The sequence below is a fragment of the Thermodesulfobacteriota bacterium genome, from assembly GCA_040755095.1.
Lineage (GTDB): Bacteria > Desulfobacterota > Desulfobulbia > Desulfobulbales > JBFMBH01 > JBFMBH01.
The window spans coordinates 1-17,427 of the sequence record JBFMBH010000102.1; the positions used below are offsets into that span (position 1 = coordinate 1).

The 17,427-nt window shown below is 66.6% G+C and carries 15 protein-coding genes; 9 read left to right on the plus strand and 6 right to left on the minus strand.

Annotated features, from left to right (window positions below; all coding sequences use genetic code 11):
• Positions 1 to 287 precede the first annotated feature (287 nt).
• The 9 genes from AB1634_14080 (at position 288) to AB1634_14120 (ending at position 13,282) form a co-directional block, all read left to right on the plus strand.
• Positions 288 to 1,379 carry a DHH family phosphoesterase gene (locus tag AB1634_14080; GenBank protein MEW6220640.1) on the plus strand — a complete coding sequence of 364 codons (1,092 nt, stop codon included), beginning with the start codon at positions 288 to 290 and terminating at the stop codon, positions 1,377 to 1,379.
• A gap of 110 nt (positions 1,380 to 1,489) precedes the next feature.
• Complete coding sequence (locus AB1634_14085; GenBank protein ID MEW6220641.1) at positions 1,490 to 2,743, plus strand: glucose-1-phosphate adenylyltransferase family protein; 1,254 nt, start codon at positions 1,490 to 1,492, stop codon at positions 2,741 to 2,743.
• On the plus strand, positions 2,740 to 4,029 hold the full coding sequence (locus AB1634_14090) for a sugar phosphate nucleotidyltransferase (GenBank protein ID MEW6220642.1): 1,290 nt from the start codon (positions 2,740 to 2,742) through the stop codon (positions 4,027 to 4,029). Before AB1634_14085 ends, AB1634_14090 begins: the two co-directional genes overlap by 4 nt.
• A 294-nt stretch (positions 4,030 to 4,323) precedes the next feature.
• A complete protein-coding gene (locus AB1634_14095) occupies positions 4,324 to 6,339 on the plus strand; it encodes a TonB-dependent receptor (protein ID MEW6220643.1) in 2,016 nt (671 codons plus the stop codon).
• A 286-nt stretch (positions 6,340 to 6,625) separates the two neighbouring features.
• Positions 6,626 to 8,104 carry a trypsin-like peptidase domain-containing protein gene (locus AB1634_14100; protein MEW6220644.1) on the plus strand — a complete coding sequence of 493 codons (1,479 nt, stop codon included), beginning with the start codon at positions 6,626 to 6,628 and terminating at the stop codon, positions 8,102 to 8,104.
• Positions 8,101 to 9,597 carry a hypothetical protein gene (locus AB1634_14105; GenBank protein ID MEW6220645.1) on the plus strand — a complete coding sequence of 499 codons (1,497 nt, stop codon included), beginning with the start codon at positions 8,101 to 8,103 and terminating at the stop codon, positions 9,595 to 9,597. Before AB1634_14100 ends, AB1634_14105 begins: the two co-directional genes overlap by 4 nt.
• Positions 9,598 to 9,936: 339 nt before the next feature.
• The gene (locus tag AB1634_14110) at positions 9,937 to 10,803 is read left to right on the plus strand and encodes a PhnD/SsuA/transferrin family substrate-binding protein (protein ID MEW6220646.1); all 867 of its coding nucleotides are present in this window, start codon (positions 9,937 to 9,939) and stop codon (positions 10,801 to 10,803) included.
• Positions 10,790 to 13,057, plus strand: coding sequence for an ATP-binding protein (locus AB1634_14115; GenBank protein MEW6220647.1), 2,268 nt, complete (start codon positions 10,790 to 10,792; stop codon positions 13,055 to 13,057). Before AB1634_14110 ends, AB1634_14115 begins: the two co-directional genes overlap by 14 nt.
• A 72-nt stretch (positions 13,058 to 13,129) precedes the next feature.
• The gene (locus AB1634_14120) at positions 13,130 to 13,282 is read left to right on the plus strand and encodes a hypothetical protein (protein ID MEW6220648.1); all 153 of its coding nucleotides are present in this window, start codon (positions 13,130 to 13,132) and stop codon (positions 13,280 to 13,282) included.
• 127 nt (positions 13,283 to 13,409) lie between these two features.
• Here the strand turns inward: AB1634_14120 and AB1634_14125 are convergent, their stop codons facing one another.
• The 6 genes from AB1634_14125 to AB1634_14150 form a co-directional block, all read right to left on the minus strand.
• On the minus strand, positions 13,410 to 14,015 hold the full coding sequence (locus tag AB1634_14125) for a PEP-CTERM sorting domain-containing protein (GenBank protein MEW6220649.1): 606 nt from the start codon (positions 14,013 to 14,015) through the stop codon (positions 13,410 to 13,412).
• A 342-nt stretch (positions 14,016 to 14,357) separates the two neighbouring features.
• Positions 14,358 to 14,969 (minus strand): PEP-CTERM sorting domain-containing protein, encoded by a 612-nt coding sequence (locus AB1634_14130; protein MEW6220650.1) that lies wholly within the window; start codon positions 14,967 to 14,969, stop codon positions 14,358 to 14,360.
• A 239-nt stretch (positions 14,970 to 15,208) separates the two neighbouring features.
• Positions 15,209 to 15,697, minus strand: a complete 489-nt coding sequence (locus tag AB1634_14135) for a hypothetical protein (GenBank protein MEW6220651.1) — start codon at positions 15,695 to 15,697, stop codon at positions 15,209 to 15,211.
• 3 nt (positions 15,698 to 15,700) lie between these two features.
• Positions 15,701 to 16,675, minus strand: a complete 975-nt coding sequence (gene floA / locus AB1634_14140) for a flotillin-like protein FloA (GenBank protein ID MEW6220652.1) — start codon at positions 16,673 to 16,675, stop codon at positions 15,701 to 15,703.
• A 47-nt stretch (positions 16,676 to 16,722) separates the two neighbouring features.
• Positions 16,723 to 17,205, minus strand: coding sequence for an NfeD family protein (locus AB1634_14145; protein ID MEW6220653.1), 483 nt, complete (start codon positions 17,203 to 17,205; stop codon positions 16,723 to 16,725).
• The coding region (locus AB1634_14150) for an NfeD family protein (protein ID MEW6220654.1) at positions 17,202 to 17,427 on the minus strand (226 nt) is incomplete at its 5' end. The genes AB1634_14145 and AB1634_14150, both read right to left, overlap by 4 nt.

Here is a 17,427-nt window from a genome sequence, read left to right on the forward strand (position 1 = left end):
CTGACTCTCCCAGCCGTCGATCTCCGCCGACCGACAGCCGCGCCAGACCTCCCGCCGCTTCCCAACCAGCCTCCGCTCCCGGACAGAGGCACACCTCCCACCAGTCCCGGCACTGCAAGGGCTGCATATCCTCCCTACCGGCTCGTCGCGCTACCCGGTTATCGAATATCCAGCGCTTGGTGGGCCGCTTGCTTCCGTTCCTGGGGTTGTGGTAGAGTCGGCTTCGGTTGCGTTGGCGCAGGCGGCATCCTCCTCCGACATCAGGACCGAGGTCATTCGGGATTCGCATGGGCAAGGAGACCGGGGCCGGAAGGCGCCGGAAGAAGCAGCAGGAAGCGGAGCGGCCTCGCAGGTCCGCCCGGGAATGGCTGCACGACTTCCTGGCGCTCTTCCAGAAGGAGGATACCGTTCTGGTGGCGATCAACGCCGATCCGGACGCCCTGGCCGCAGCCATGGCCGTGAAGCGCCTCCTGCGCTACCGGGTCAGGAGCGTGGCCATCGGCTATCCCAACGAGATCCGGCGCCTCAACAACCTGACCATGGTCGGGCTGTTGAAGATCCCGGCCGAGCGGCTGCAGGCCATGAAGGGCCGCGAGTTCACCAAGCGGGTGCTGGTGGATTCCCAGCCGGGGCATCACCCTGCCTTCGAGAACCTGAAGTTCGACGCGGTCATTGACCACCATCCCCTGACCAGCGGCTGGTCGGCGCCCTTTGTCGACATCCGCCCCAACTACGGGGCGACCGCTTCCATCATGGTGGAGTATCTGCGGGCGGCGGGCATGAAGCCGTCGGTGGCCCTGGCGACCGCCCTTTTTTACGCCATCAAGGTCGATACCCAGAACTTCGAAAAGAAGGCCACCCAGGCGGATGCCATCTCCTTCCGGTATCTGTTCGCCATCGCCAACCAGGTGATCATCCGCAAGATCGAGCTTTCCGATCTTAGGCTTTCCGAGCTGAACTACTTCCGCCAGGCCCTGACGGAGATGAAGCTCACCAAGGGGCGGCTTTACGCGCACATCGGCCGGGTGCGCACCCCGGACGTCCTGGTGATCATCGCCGATTTCTTCAACCAGGTGGCCCAGATCTCCTGGGTGTTCGTCTCGGGCATCCACGGCGAGCGGCTGGTGGTGATCTTCCGCTGTGACGGCTACAAGAAGAACGCCGGCCGGCTGGCGGAAAAGATCTTCGGTCCGGTGGGCTCGGCGGGTGGCCACCGGGAGTGCGCCCGGGCCGAGGTGCCGCTGAAGAACCTGCCCGGCCAGGGGCAGGAGTTCACCACCCGCACCCTCATGCGGTTGACCACCAAGCACCTGCCCAAGGATGACGGGCAAGCCAAGAGCCGCCAGGCGGCGGACAGCCGGGCCACCAACGGCAGCTAGCCGGGGCCTGCGGCCGGTGGGGCTGACCTTACCCGGGCGCCAGGCGAAAAAGCGCCTCGCATTCCCGTCCGATACCTCGCAACAGCTTTTCTGACAAGGAGATCTCTGGCGTGAAACCGAAGACTGTGGCCTTGATCCTTGCCGGCGGCCGGGTGGACGAGCTGAACGTCCTCACGTACTACCGGCCCAAGTCGGCGGTGCCCTTCGGCGGGGTGGCACGGGTGATCGATTTTCCCTTGAGCAACCTCATGCAATCCGGCATTGAGCGGGTGGCGATCCTTTCCCAGTACCGGAGCTACTCGCTCATCAACCATATCGGCATCGGTGCCGCCTGGGACATGGTGGGCCGCCACCGGGGCATCTCCATCCTGCCGCCCTTCACCGGCTTCGGCCATTCCGACTGGTACCGGGGCTCGGCCGACGCGATCTACCAGAACCTGGACTTCATCCGCTACCACGATCCCGAGACGGTCCTGGTGCTGTCCGGCGACCACATCTACAGCATGGACTACCGGCCCCTCATCGACTACCACCAGGCCAAGGGCGCAGATCTGACCATGGCCTGCCTGGAGGTGCCCCGGGAGCAGGCCCACCGCTTCGGGGTGGCGGAGATCGATGACGAGGACGGCTCCCTGGGCGGCCGGGTGCTCCGCTACCTGGAAAAGCCGGCCAGGCCCCGCTTCGCCTGGGCCTCGCTGACCGTCTACTGCTTCAAGCCTGAGGTCCTCTACCAGCAGCTGGAGGTCAATGCCCGGGAGGACGACTCCTACGAGTTTGGCCGAAACGTCCTGCCGCGGATGATGTTCGAGCGCCGCCGGGTTTACGGCTACAAGTTCAGGGGTTATTGGGGGTACGCCCGCACCATCGAGGAATACTGGCAGGCCAACATGGACTGCCTGGGCGCCAGCCCGCGGGTGGAGCTCGCCTCCTGGCCCTTCCGCACCAATCTGGAGCACGGCGGGGTCCGGGATTGCCAGCCGGCCAAGATCGGCAGCCATGCCCTGGTGAAGGACAGTGTCATCGCCAACGGCTCGGTGGTGGACGGCCAGGTGGAGCATTCGGTCCTTTTCCCTGGGGTGCGGGTGGGGAAAGGGGCGGTGGTGCGGGATTCGATCCTGTTCTACAACACCGTGGTGGAGCCGGGGGCGCGGCTGGACAAGGTGATCACCGATGTGGAGGTGCGGATCGGTGCCGAGGTCCAGGTCGGCGAGCCGGTGCCACCGGCGGAGCAGGAGGCCACGGTGGTGGGCTCCGGCAACCTGATCCCGGCCGGCCGCCGGATCGGCGCCGGCTGCACCCTGTATCCCAATCTGGCTCCGGAGAAGCTGGCCCGGGATCTGGGCCCTGGGGAGGTGGCGCGATGAGCGATATCCGGGATACCCTGGTCCTGGTCCTGGCAGGTGGGGTCGGCAGCCGTCTCAATGTTCTGGTCCAGACGCGGGCCAAGCCGGCGGTGCCCTTTGGCGGCGTGTACCGGATCATCGATTTTGCCTTGAGCAACGTCATGACCTCGGGCCTCACCCAGGTGGGGGTGCTCACCCAGTACAAGCCCTTGTCCCTGATGAAGCACATCGGCACCGGCGAGGCCTGGGACTTCACCGGTCGCACCCGGGGGGTGAAGATCCTGCCTCCCCGCACCGGCGCCAAGGAGTCGGACTGGTACAAAGGCACTGCCGACGCGGTGCGCCAGAATCTGGACTTCATCAACGCCCATCCCTCCCAGGATGTCCTGATGCTCTCCGGCGATCACATCTACCAGATGGATTTCGCCGAGATGATCCGCTTCCACCGGGAGAAGAAGGCCGACGTCACCATCGCCATGATGGTGGTGCCGGAGTCGGAGATCCACCAGTTCGGCACCGGGATCACCGACGGAAGCGGCCGGATCATCGACTGGGAAGAAAAGCCCAAGAAGCCCCGCACCAACCTGGCCTCCATGGGCATCTATGTCTTTGCCACCGACTACCTGCGCCGGGTGCTGGCCGAGAACCGGGAGGAGGTGGACTTCGGCATGCACATCCTGCCCAAGGCCATCGGCCGGGACCGGGTGTTTGCCTTTCCCTTCCACGGCTACTGGCGGGATGTCGGCACAGTCCAGGCCTACTGGGAGGCCAACATGGATGTCCTGAGGGAGGATACCAGCATCTCGCCGGAGGCCTGGGGGATCCGGCCCAACATCGAGGCGGAGGGCCGGCGCTATGACCGGCCGCCGGCCCGATTCCTGCCAGGCTGCACGGTGCGGCATGCCATGTTCGCCGCCGGCTGCCGGATCGAAGGCGAGGTCACAGACAGCCTCCTGTCGCCGGGGGTGTGGGTGAAGAAGGGCGCCAAGGTCACCGGCTCCATCCTGTTCCACGACTGCGTGGTGGAGGAGAACGCGGTGGTGGACCTGGCGATCCTGGACAAGCGGGTGCGGGTGGGCAAAGGGGCGGTGGTGGGCAGCGGCCCCCACAAGGAGGTTCCCAACAAGCTCTATCCCAAGCACCTCTACACCGGCATCACCGTGGTTGGCAAGGGGGTGGAGATCCCGGCCAAGATGGTGATCGGCCGCAACTGCGTGGTCGAGCCCTTTGTCCAGGCGGAGGATTTCCCCTCCACCTTCATGGAAACCGGAGCCACGGTGGCCGTTCGGGAGGCCGGCCGGCGCTGAGCGGCGCCCGCCGTTGCCTTCCTGCCCGTGGCCGCCTTGTCGCCTCTCGGCCGATCGGCGCTGGCCGGGCCTTCTTTTCCGCCATCGAGGGCTGGGAGCTGTCCTTCATGCTATGGTGGGGCATCCGGATGCCGGAAGGCCCAGCCGCCGGCGACCTGGGTCCGGAGGTCCACGGATGCATGGCGATACACCCCCAGCCCGAGCCGGCCTCTTCCAGTCATCCTGCCTGTTTTCATCCTGCTCGCATGGGCTTTCGGGATCCCTTCGGCCGCCGGCGGGGAGGCGGCGCGCCCCTTGACCGACCAGGAGAAGATGGCGGCCGTCGAGGAGATGTTCTCCTCCCCGTATGGGGAAGAGGATTACTACCGCACCAACCGCCTGCTGGTGGCGGCCACCCGGAGGAGTATGGCCCTGCGGGAGGCGCCGGCCATTGCCACCATTGTCACCGCGGCGGAGATCAGGGACATGGGGGCGCAAAGCCTCATGGATGTCCTCAAGCTGGTGCCCGGAATCGGCATTGCCAGAAACGAGCAGGGCTTCTTCATGTTCGAGGTGCGGGGAGTGAGTACGGTCAAGTCGGAGAAGATCCTGATCATGATCGACGGCCATTCCCTGAACAAGAACTATGCCGGCAGCGGACTGGTCAATTTCGCCGATCAGCTCAGCGTCGAGAACATCAAGCAGATCGAGATCGTGCGGGGCCCCGGCTCCGCCCTCTACGGGGCCAATGCCTTCCTGGCGGTGATCAACATCATCACCAAGGACGCCTTCGAGGCGGAAGGCGCCAGGGTGGCCGTTGCGGGCGGCAGTTTTGACACCCGCAAGGTTGACGCCAGCTATGGCAAGATCTTCGACAACGGCTTTCAGCTGCTCGGCAGCCTGGATTACTGGAAGACCAACGGTCCGAATCTCATGATCAACCGGGACCGTCATGCCGGCACACCCATTTCCCAGGCCCCGGCCCACGCGGACACCACCTATGATGCCCTGGAAGGCTTCCTGCGGCTGTCCCTGGGGAGCTGGACCTATGAAGGCCATTTCGTGCGCAATCACCGCGGGGCTTACATCGGCTTCGCCAACGCTCTGACCGACGACAACACGTTGCTCTTCGTCAACTACTGGCACGAAATCAGCTATCAGAAGGAGATCACGTCAAAACTGTCCACGAGTCTCAAGGTGTATTGGGACGAGTTCAAGCAGGATGCTTTGTGCATGACCCAGCCAAGCGGCTTCCTTGGCTCGTATCCCCAGGGAATGGTCGGGGGGCCCAAGGTCAAGGATCGCACGGTCGGCGAGGAGCTGCAGCTTGATTACGATACCCTGGCAGACCATCATGTGCTGCTGGGACTGGCCTATGAGTCCATGCAGCAATACGACGTGCGCTCCCTGAGCAACTTCCATCCCATCACCTTCAACTACCTCGGTTCGATCCAGGACATCTCGGCATGGGGCAACTGGAACCGGAACGTGGTTCGGGAGATCTACGCAGCCTATTTCCAGGACGAGTGGCGGGTGCTGGATGATCTTGATCTCACTGCCGGCATACGCCACGACCACTATGACGACTTCGGCGGCACGACCAATCCTCGACTGGGGCTTGTTTGGAGGATGACCAGGGAGATGGAGGTCAAGCTGCTTTTCGGTCAGGCGTTCCGGGCGCCGAACTTCAGCGAGCTGTACAACGCCAACAATCCGTTTCTGGTCGGCAGTCCAGACCTCAAGCCCGAGCGGATCAGGACCTATGAAGTCGGCATCGGCTCTCAGCTCTTGCCTCCGGTTCGGGTCGATCTGAACTATTTCCACAATGATATTGATGAGATGATCGTTCGGGACTTCTCGACCATGCCCAACCGCTATGCCAATGCCGGTGGCGCGGTCATCGACGGCATCGAATGCGTCCTCACCGGCGAGTACCGTCTGGGCAGCTACTGGAAGCTCTTCTATGGCTATCAGGACCCGCGGGAGGCGGACAACGGCCGGAGGCTGCCGAATGTGCCCCGCCAGCGGGCAAGCTTCAGCCTCAACTATGCCCTGTCCGATCACCTGTCCTCCCACGGGGACATCCTGTGGACGGGATCCCGGCCCCGGATCGACGGCGATCCCCGCGGGGATATGCCTCCCTTCGCCACCGTGGATCTGGCGCTGACCGCCCGCCAGCTCCGCCCCGGGCTGGAGGTTCGCGGTGTCATCCACAATCTGTTCGATGCGAGCTATGCCGATCCTGATCTGTCCGGGCCGGCCGGCTTCATCCCCGACGACTATCCGCGGACCGGCATTTCCACCATGTTGACCGTCGAATACCGCTTCTGACCACCACGCCCAGGCCGCCCCGCGCCGGCCGCGGCCTGGTCTTCTACCCACCAGGCCAGGCATTCCCGTTGCTCAGGCCGAGCACGAACGGCTGCAGGGCCTCGTTGGTGGCGGGTTCAGGGTCAGGGAGCCCATTTGGAGAAGAGCATGTTGAACCGGCTCACGATCGAATCGTTCAAATCCATTGACCGGGTCGAGGTTGACCTGGGCCGGGTGAATTTTTGCCCGACTCGGGTCGGATTCCGTCTTGAAGGGAGAACCTTATGAAAGTCGAGCGAGGCTTACCATGAACCGTCTTCTGGCCATCACCTGTGCCTTAGCCGTCCTTTCGATCGCCGCTTGGCCGGCTGCCGCCCAGCCGGACCTGGACGACCACATCGAGCAGGCCACGGTGCGCATCGTCAACTACTCCCAGCGGGGCGACAGCTATTCGCCCTGGAACAGCACCCCGGCCCGGGAATCCTCGGGCAGCGGCTTCGTCATTGCCGGCGGCCGGATCATGACCAACGCCCACGTGGTCTCGGACGCCCGCATGCTCCTGGTCTATCTCAACAACGATCCCCGGCCCCACCAGGCCGAGGTGGCGGTGATCGGCCACGACTGCGACCTCGCCCTGCTCACGGTCGCCGAGCCGGGCCTCCTGGACGGCATCCGGCCGCTGGCCTTCGGCGGCCTGCCAGCCATGCGCTCCACGGTGGAGACCTTCGGCTTTCCGGCTGGCGGCATGCGCCTGTCGTCCACCCGGGGGGTGGTCTCCCGCATCGAGCTCCAGAGCTACGCCCATACCGGTGTGGATGTGCATCTGACGGTGCAGACCGATGCGGCCATCAACCCGGGCAACTCCGGCGGGCCGGTGGTGGCCGAGGGGCAGGTGGTGGGCGTGGCCTTCCAGGGCAACGCCCGTTTGGAGAATGTTGGATTTTTTATTCCCACCGAGGTGATCGAGCATTTCTTGACCGATGCGGCGGATGGCTCCTACGGGGGCTTTCCGGATCTGGGCGTCCTGGTCTCCGCCAACATGGAGAACCCGGCGGCCCGGCGCCATGCGGGCATGGCGGCTGCGGACAGCGGGGTGCGGCTGGCCCTGGTGCTGCCCGGCTCCAGCGCCGACGGCCTGCTCAAGGACGGGGACATCCTGGTGCAGGTGGAGGGCAAGGTGGTGGCCAACGACGGCACCGTGGCGGTGGACGGCCTGCGGCTGGACTACCCTCTCCTCATCGACCGCAAACAGGTGGGGGAGACCTTGGCCCTGCGGGTGATCCGGGACGGCTCGCCGTTGGAGCTGACCATTCCTTTGCGGGTCCATCACGGCCAGCGGCGGTTCGCGCGCACCTACGACGAGCTGCCCCGCTACTTCGTCTATGCCGGCCTGGTCTTTGTGCCCCTGGACCGGCAGATGCTGGAAACCTACGGTCACAAGTGGCAAACAGAGGCGGACCGGGACCTGCTTTACGAGTTCTCCTTGCGCCTCTACGAGGAGCCGGAGCAGCTCAACCGGGAGCCGGTGGTGCTGCTCCGGCGCCTCGACCATCCGGTCAATGCCCGCATGGCCTGGGAGCGGAACCTGGTGGTGGAGCGGGTCAATGGCCGCACCATCGACGGCCTGGCGAGCCTGGTAGCAGCCATCGAGGAGAGCCAGGGGCCGTTTCACGTCTTCGAGCTGGGCCACAACAGTGGCCTGGCCGCTCTGGACCGCCAGGAGGCCGACAAGGCCAATGCGGCCATCCTCCAACTCTACGGCGTACCCAAGGATCGACGGCTATGAGCATCCTTCTGCTGGCAGTGTTGACCCTGGTCGCCGGTGTCTCGCCGGCGGCCGCTTTCGAGGGAGATCCGGCGGCCCAGGTGGTGGAGCTTTTTGTCACCCACCAGGAATACGACGCCCGCATGCCCTGGGCCAAGCCGGCGCCAGACGTCCGTTCCGCCCTGGCCATGGTGGTGGACGGCCCGCGGCTCTTGACCACCGCCCAGATGGTGGATGGGGCCATCCTGGTGCAGGCCCAGAAGCGGGGCGGCCCGGCCAAGGTGCCGGCGCGCATCGTCCATGCCGACTGGGAGGTGAATCTGGCGGTGCTGGCGGTGGATGAGCCCGGCTTCTTTGCCGACCTCGTGCCGGTGCGGCTGGCCGGAGACCTCGGGAGCGCGGACACCCCGCTGAAGACGGTGCGGTGGCGCCAGGGCCAGCTGGAGATCTCCAACACCCGGCCGGCCCGCTTCGAGGTGCGGCAGCCCCACGGCGCCAACCTGGATCTGGCGGTGCTCATGGTCAAGAACGATCTGGCCGGCGGCGGCTGGGCAGAGCCGGTCTTTGCCGGCGACGCCCTGGCCGGCCTGTCCGTGGCCCAGGACGAGGATCAGGCCTGGGTGCTGCCGGTGGCGACCATCGGCCGCTATCTGGAGGCGGTCAAGACCGGCGATTACGCCGGCTTCGCCCCGTTGGGCATTACCTGGCAGCCCAACCGGGATCCGGCCCTGGCAGCCCATCTGGGGCTCAGCGGCGAGCCCCGGGGCGTGGTGGTGCTGGCCGTGCCCCACGGCACCTCCGCCGAGGGGATCCTGATGCCCCGGGACGTGCTCCTGAGCCTGGACGGCCATGCCATCGACTCCGAGGGCTACTACCAGCATCCCCGGTACGGCCGCATCCTCTTTCCGGCCATCGCCACGGACGGGCACCAGGCCGGGGACCGCCTGGCGGCTGAGATCCTGCGCGACGGCCGGATCGAGGCGGTGACCATCCCCTTGATCTGCCATCCGACCTGGGCGCGCCTGGTGCCGCGCTGGCCGGACATCCACCCGCCGCCGTATCTGGTGCTGGGCGGCCTGGTCTTTCAGGAGCTGGACGGCTCGTTTCTGGCTATCTGGGGCAAGAACTGGAGCCAGGAGGCCGACCCCCGGCTCCTGGCCTACTGGGATCTGGAGCGGGAGGCCCAGACCCCGGAGCGGCGGCGGATCGTGCTGCTCTCCTATGTGCTGCCTTCCCCCTACACCATCGGCTACCAGGCCCTGCGCTTCCTGGCGGTGCGGTCCGTCAATGGCCGGCCGGTGGACACCATCGCCAGCCTGGCGGCGGCCCTGGCCGCGCCGGAGGGGAGCTACCACCGGATTGTCTTTGCGCCCAACCCGGCCCGGGATGAGCTGGTGCTGGATGCCGCCGCCGAGCCGGCGGCCACCGCGGCGGTGCTCGCCGCCTACAACATCCCGGAGCGGCTGCGGCTGTCCTCGCCGGTGGACGCCGAGCTGGAGCCCCGCTGCCCGTGAGTTGCCATGCGCGGGGCGCAATGCCGGCGAGCGGCCGAGGCGGCGCCGGGGGATGAATCCCCCGGCTGCGGTGTCTGCTCTCGCTGCGCGAGGCTTTCAATCGATCCCTTCCGTACAGAGCCACGGAGTGGCGTACTCGTGGTAGGCCGGCCTTTCAAGGCCGGCCGGGCGAGCCGGCGAGGTCGGAAGAGGCGCCGGTCAGACGGCCGAACAGCATCCGGCACTGGCACCGGGTGGCCCGTGAGGCGGCTCGGGCTGGACATCGCTGGCCGGATGGCCGATAATCCGCTATCCCCCTTGTGACGCGCCTGGTGACCGCTCTGGTTCTGGAGCCTGCCCATGAAGACCGTTGCTGGCTTCTGTGCCCTGGTCGAGCTGCTGTTCGCCTGCGGCATGGCCTTCGCCGAGCCGGCGACGACCAGATCCCCGTACACCCTCACCGTCGTCCCCTTCTACAGCCCTGAAAAGATCTGGGCCCGCTACGCGCCCATGATCGACTACCTCCGGCAGGACACTGGCCAGCCCTGGGAGCTGGTCTTCTATCCCAGCCACGACACCCTTATCGAGGGCCTGTGCAGCGGCGAGGTCGCCCTGGCCTTTCTCGGGCCCGTACCTCTGGGCCGGGCCATGGAGCGGTGCGGGGTCGAGGTGGTGCTGATTGCCCGGGCCCCGGACGGCGACCCGTTCTACCATGCGGTCCTCCTGACCGCCGAGCCGGAGGTGGCCACCCTGGCTGACCTGCGGGACCGGCCCGTGGCCCTGTTCCGGGGCTCCACCGCCTCGCACATCCTGCCGCGCACGATGCTCCGGGAGGTGGGGATCGGCCGCGACGGCATCCGGCCGGTCTTCTTTGAAAGCCAGGACCGGATCATGACCGCCCTCCTCAACCGGGAGGTGGCCGGGGCCGGGGTCAAGGAGGCCCTGTACCAGAAATTCGCCGGCGAGGGCTTGCGGGTGCTGGCGGTCTCGGAGCCCTTGCCCAACTTTGCCTTCGCCGCCCGCCCCGGTCTCGACCCCGGGGTTCGGGCCAGCTTCGCGGACAGCCTGCTGCGCCTCCAGCCCCAGGGCAATCCCCAGGACCGCCAGCGCCTGGACGTCTGGGACGACGAGGTCCGAAACGGCTTTCTGCCCGTGCCCCCCTCCTTTCACGATTCGGTGCGGGCGCTGGCCGCCGTCTCCAGCGAGATCCTGCGTGAAGATCGATAGGGCCGGTCTCGGCTTCCGACTGCTGCTCCCCTTGTGCGGGGCCATTGCCGCCATCGCCCTGGCGCTCCTGGTCGTGGTCCGCCACAGTGTCGGCCTGGTGGTGGAGGATTCCCATCGCCAGTTGGCGGCCAGCCAGGGGGCGGAGACCAGACGCCTCCTGGAGGCCAGCCTGGCCGAGCTGACCGCCGCCCGGCTGCTGGAGAATCGTACCGTGGTGGAGGCCAAGCAGCGGGCCGTGCTGGAGGGGGTCGCCCTGAGCTGGCAGCGGGCGGGCGCCGGTGGCGTCATCGCCAGGACCGACGGCGCGGTGCTCCTGTCCACCCTGTCGCCTTCCCGTACGGCGCGGCTGCTCCAGGCCGCTGACTTCGGCTTCTTCTCCCTGTCGGACCGGCATGAGGATCTTTTCGGGCAGGCGGACCTCTTTCATCCCTGGAGCTGGCGGGTGGTCACCGTGGTGCACGGCCACAGTCACGACCTCCTGGGCCACGGGATCTTTCTGCTGGTGCCCCTGGTGGCCCTGGGCGCCCTGACCATGGTGCTGGTGGCGGTGGGCCTCATGCGCCGCAACCTCATGCGTCCCCTGGCGGGCATGACGGTGGCGGTCCGCCAGGGCCAGCCGGTGCCCGCCACCGGGGTCAGCGAGCTGGATGTGGTGGGCCGGGCGTTCAACGACGCCATGGGGCAGGCCCTGGCCCGGGCCGTGCAGCTGGCCGACGAGCTGGAGCAGCGCCAGCAGGCCCAGGAGGCACTCCGGGTGGAAAAGAGCAAGATCGAGGCGATCATCGCCGCCATCGGCGACGGGATCAGCATCCAGGACCGGGATTTCAAGATCCTCTACCAGAACCAGGTGCACCAGGACTTCCTGGGATCGCACCTCGGCGAGAGGTGCCACCAGGCCTACAAGGGCGAGGATGAGGTGTGCGCCGGCTGCCCGGTGGCCCAGGTCTTCGCGGACGGCAGGATCCACACCGTGGAGCGCGCCATGGACCTGCCCGCCGGCCAGCGCCTGTTCGAGATCACGGTCTCGCCCCTCCGGGACGCCAGTGGGGCCATCATCGCCGGGGTGGAGGTGGTGCGGGATATCACCGAGCGGCGCCGGGTGGAGGAGCAGCTGCGCCATGCCCAGAAGATGGAAGGTATCGGCCAACTGGCCGGGGGCATCGCCCACGACTTCAACAACGTGCTCAACGTGGTGGTGGGCTACGCCGACCTCCTGAAGCACAGCCTGGGCGCGGATGATGAGCGCCAGCGCTACCTGGCGGAGATCGGGCAGGCGGCACAGCGGGGCGCCAGCATCACCGCCCAGATCCTGGCCTTCAGCCGGCGGCAGGCCGTCACCATCCAGCAGGTGGAGATCAACGAGCTCGTGGCGGCGTTGCACAAGATGCTGCGCCGGCTGGTCCGGGAGGACATCGCCATCGAGCTGGCCCTGGGGCCGGAGCCCCTTCTGGTCACCGCCGATCCCACCCAGATCGATCAGGTCCTCATCAACCTGGCCACCAATGCCCGGGATGCCATGCCCGGCGGCGGCACCCTGCGCATCGAGACCAGCCGCCAGAGCCTGGATGCCGTCTTCCTCCGCAGCCACGGCTACGGCAGCCCCGGCGACTATGCCCTCATCACCGTCTCCGATACCGGCACCGGCATGGATGCCCCGACCCGGGAGCGGATCTTCGAGCCCTTTTTCACCACCAAGGAAAAGGGACAGGGAACCGGTCTGGGCATGGCCCTCGTCTATGGCATCGTCAAGAAGCACAACGGTTATGTCAACGTCTATAGCGAGCCAGGCCTGGGCACGGTGGTCAAGGTCTTTCTGCCGCTGGCACCGGAGTCGGAGACCGCTCGCCTGCAGGCGCCCAATGCCGAGGTCGCGGCCCTGCCCGGGGGGAACGAGACGATCCTGGTGGCCGAGGACGACTCCAGCCTCCGGGAGCTCACCCGCTCGATCCTGGAGTATGTGGGCTACCAGGTGGTGGAGGCCCAGGACGGCCAGGAGGCCGTGGAGCAGCTCCAGACCCATGGCGACCGCATCCGGCTGGTGATCCTGGACGGGATCATGCCCCGCAAGAACGGCAAGGAGGCCCTGGCCGAGATGCGCGCCGAACGTCCCGACCTCAAGGCCATGGTTCTGTCCGGCTACGCGGAGGAGGTTTTCACCCGCAGCGAGCTGGAGGCCATGCAGGCGAGCTATCTGGCCAAGCCGGTGTCGCCATCCGTGCTTCTGAGCCGGATCCGGGAGATTCTCGACCAGTGAGCCCACAGCCCGCCAGGCGCTCCGGCCAATCCGCCGCCGGCGCTGGCGGCTCGGAGGCCTGACCATGAACCGATGAGCAAGGCCTTCTTTGTGAAGGACGCGCCAGGGGAGGAGAGGGTGGCGGCCTTTGCGACCCGGGACGGGGCTGAGGCCTTCGTGGCCAAGGCCGGCGGCGGCCAGGTTCTGGACTACCACGACCTGGTGCGCCAGCCCTTCCCCCGTTGACCGGGATTGGATCCCGGCCCGGCCGCCCGGTCCTGGCCAGAGCCAACAAGAAGGGCAGGGGCCGCAACAGCCCCTGCCCTGAACGTGCTCCGCTGCCGGGTTTTGCCGGCCGCCCCTGCCTGCCGGACTACCTCTTCCTTCTGCTGATCCTGGAGCCAACCAGACCAGCAAGGCCTGATCCGAGCAGGAGAAACGTGGCCGGCACCGGCACCGCGTTGTAGGTGAAGTTGTCCATGGCAAAATGGGTGCCCCCACCAGGAAAGCCCGCATCCACCCCCCCAAAGGAGCTGAAGCGCAGCTCATCGACATTCTGGTAGTTGAAGGCAAAGTAGGTAGGAGCATAAGCACTGGCGGTCACGGTATTCGAGTAGACCAGAGATCCGTCGTCGTACCCCTCGACGGTGATCTGGAGGCCATCATTCCATGCCCCGGTGAGATAGGCGCCGTTGAAGGTGAAATCACTGCCGCGGCTGGTAATGGCCATACCAGCCCAGGAATTGTAGGCAACCTGCGAGCCGGAGACCACCCCGTTGGTATACCCGCTCACCGGATGAACGGACGGTCCATCAATGACACGCATGTTGTTCCAGTCGAAGCCGCCGTATCCATCCGCGATTTCATACGTGCCATCCGTTTGCGGGTTCTCGAAATTCAAGACCGATGCCTCAACGAGGCTTGAAGCCCCAGCCACCATCATCCCCACTGCCAGTCCTGCCACAAGCGTCTTCTTCATCGCCGTTTCCTCCTTTTCGTCCTTTTGGTCATGCTCGGCGGGACTACCCCGCCGATGAGCACAGGTTCCAGACCCACCAACAGGATCCCAATGCTGCTGCGTGACGGAGTGCTCTCTCAGGACTCGTCTTATGGAGCTCATTGGTAGCATAGTGGCCAGGGCACGTCAATGGGAAACCCGGCCAGGCCGAGGCGCTGCGGGACGGGCTTGCTCACGGCATGCCGCTTCCTGTCCGCCCCTCGTTCGGGCACAAAAAAAAATGCAGGGGCTCTTGCGGCCCCTGCTTTTTTTTGTGCCCGAACCTGCCGGCGGATGGGCCAGGCCTTGCCTGGCCGGCCGTCTTCAGCTCTTCCTGCTGTTCAAACGGAAGCCGGCCAAGCCGGCCAGGCCGGAGCCCAGGAGGAGCAGCGAGGCAGGCACCGGGGTCGGGGTGCAATGGAAGGTGAAGTCATCCATGGCGAACTGGTATCCGTCGCCCAGGCCGACATCGACCCCCAGCGCGGTGGTGAAGCGCAGCTCATCAATGCTCCGGTAGTCGAAGCCGAAGTAGGTGGGGCCGAAAAAGCTGGCGGTCACGGTGCTCGAGTAGACGACCGCGCCGTTGTCACGTCCTTCCACGGTGACGGGCACCTGGTCCATCCAGACGCCGGTCAGGTAGGCGCCGTTGAAATCGAAATCCGTGCCCGTTGCACTGGTCACCGCCAGGGCGCCCCAGCCGTTGAAGGCCACCTGCGATCCGGACACGATGCCGTTGGCATAGCCGGTGCCCGGGTGCATGGCAGCCCCGTCGATGACATACATGTTGGTCCAGTTGAGGCCGCCGTAGCCGTTCATGATCTCGTAGTACGTATCCGTTTGCGGATCCTCGAAATCGAGAACCGTGGCATTGGCCAGGCTAGCCATGCCCGCCAGCATCATCCCGACTGCCAATCCTGCTGCCAGAATCTTCTTCATCTTCGCTTCTCCTTTTGTTCGACTGGTTGCGCCCGCCGGCAAGCTGCCGGCAGACCGTTCATCCCCCGGCGGGTCCGAGTGCCCGGTGTCCGCCTCGCTGCTATGCATCCTCCAGTGGGGGATCGGATACCATTTTGCCGGTCAGCGTGTCAAGTCCCTTCTCGGCGTGCCGGGTATTCGACCAGCCGGCACACCGCCGGTCATGCTGTGGTCTCGCCTCCCGCCGGCTGGGCAAGGGACTATCGACGATCCAGTCGGCCGGGCGGTTCATCCCGCAGAGCCACCGGCGGGGCCAGGATCTCGGACCAGACAACGGCCCGGCGCAAAGCGCGGGGGCGAAGGTGCCTTCCGGGCGGCGCCATCGGCTGGCACGGACCCTTCCCGGCGAGCGGGGCCGGCATCACCTTTGCCGGGGTCGGCCCCGCGGCCACCGGCGCCTGGACCGCGGGCCGGGCAGGGGGCTTGGTCCTCTTGACCGGCGGTGCCATGGTCGCCGGTCGCGCCGGGGGGCCGGATTGCACCGGCTCCGGCTGGCCGCTGGCCAGGGCCTCCTGCTCCCGGAGGCGCTCCAGGAGCTGCAAGAGCCGCAGGATCAGTCCACCCGGCTGCCGGCCGGGCTCGGCCTTGGCCGGGTCGTCCCCCTTCCGGCGGCGCTCCAGGATGTTCTGGATGAAGCTCCATGCCACGTAGATGACAACCAGGGTGATGATCTTGACCAGGTCTTCCATGACTCACTCGGCCTTGCCGCCTTCGGGCTTGCCGATGGCTTGGCGCATCTCGGTGTCGGCCATGATGTTCTTCATCCGGTAGTAGTCCAGCACCCCCAGATGGCCTTTGCGGAAGGCCTCGGCCATGGCCAGGGGCACCTCGGCCTCGGCGGCCACCACCTTGGCCCGCATCTCCTCCACCTTGGCCCGCATCTCCTGCTCGGCGGCAAAGGCCATGGCCCGGCGCTCCTCGGCCTTGGCCTGGGCGATCTTCTTGTCCGCCTCGGCCCGGTCGGTCTCCAGCTCGGCGCCGATGTTCTTGCCCACATCCACGTCGGCGATGTCGATGGACAGGATCTCGAAGGCGGTGCCGGCGTCCAGGCCCTTTTCCAGGACCCGCTTCGAGATGGTGTCCGGGTTCTCCAGCACCTGCTTGTGGGAGGCCGCGGAGCCGATGGTGGTGACGATACCCTCGCCCACCCGGGCCAGCACCGTCTCCTCGCCAGCCCCGCCCACCAGCCGGTCGATGTTGGCCCGCACTGTCACCCGGGAGATGGCCTTGAGCTGGATGCCGTCCTTGGCCACTGCCGCCACCATGGGGGTGTCGATCACCTTGGGGTTGACACTCATCTGCACCGCCTCCAGCACATTGCGGCCGGCGAGATCGATGGCCGCTCCCCTCTTGAAGTTGAGGGTGATGTTGGCCTTGTCGGCAGCGATCAGGGCCTGCACTACCCGCATGACATTGCCGCCGGCCAGGTAATGGGACTCGAGATCGTTGGTGGTGATCTCGAGGCCAGCCTTCACCGCCATGATCTTGGCCTCGACGATCATCTTCGGCGGCACCTTCCGGAAGCGCATGAAGACGATGTTCAACAGGCCCACCCGGGCCCCGGACACCAGGGCCTGGATCCACAGGGAGATGGAGGAGCCCACGAAGTAGAGCAGGGCCAGGACCACGACGACCAGCACCAGGAGGATGATCTGTTCCACGTGCATGGCAACCTCTCCTTTCGTTGTTGTTGAGGGGAGCTGGCGACGCCTTCTCAGGGGACTTCCGCCCGGCGCACCACGGTCTGGTTGCCGGTGACGGCCACCACCTCCAGGGGCGAGCCCTTGGCGATGAGCTCGCCGCGGCTCACCACATCAACCCGCCGGCCGTCGATCTCGGCCGTGCCCGCGGGGCGCAGCGGGGTGAGGGCGACGCCGGTCTTGCCCAGGAGGGACGCCAGGCCAGGGTCCTGGGAGACGAACCCCTCCCGGGCCGAGAGCTGGGTCCGCAGGGTAGCCGGTGACTTGGCCAGAAGCTTCAGACCAACCACCACCAGGGTCGGGATGAGCACCAGGTCCGCGATCACGAAGCCGATGCCCACCGAGGACGAGAAGTCCTGGAAGACCAGGAGGAGGGAGTAGCCGAAGATGGCCGCCGCCAAGAGGGACAGGAGACCGCCCGAGGGGATGATGATCTCGGCGATCACCACCGCCACCCCGACGAGCTGGAGGATGATCGGCCCGAAGAGCCCGCTCATGGCCGCTCCGGCCGGACGATGATCCGGTTGCCGTCGATCCGCAGCACCGCCACCGGCGTGCCGGGCGCCACCAGCTCGCCCTCGCTGACCACGTCGATGAGGTCGTGGCCCAGCTGCATCTTGCCGGCGGGCCGCAGGGTGGTGGCGGCCCGGCCGCGGTCGCCCACCCGCACCCGGGCCACCTCGCTGGAGTCGGCGTGGGCGGCGGCCAGGGAGGTGTCC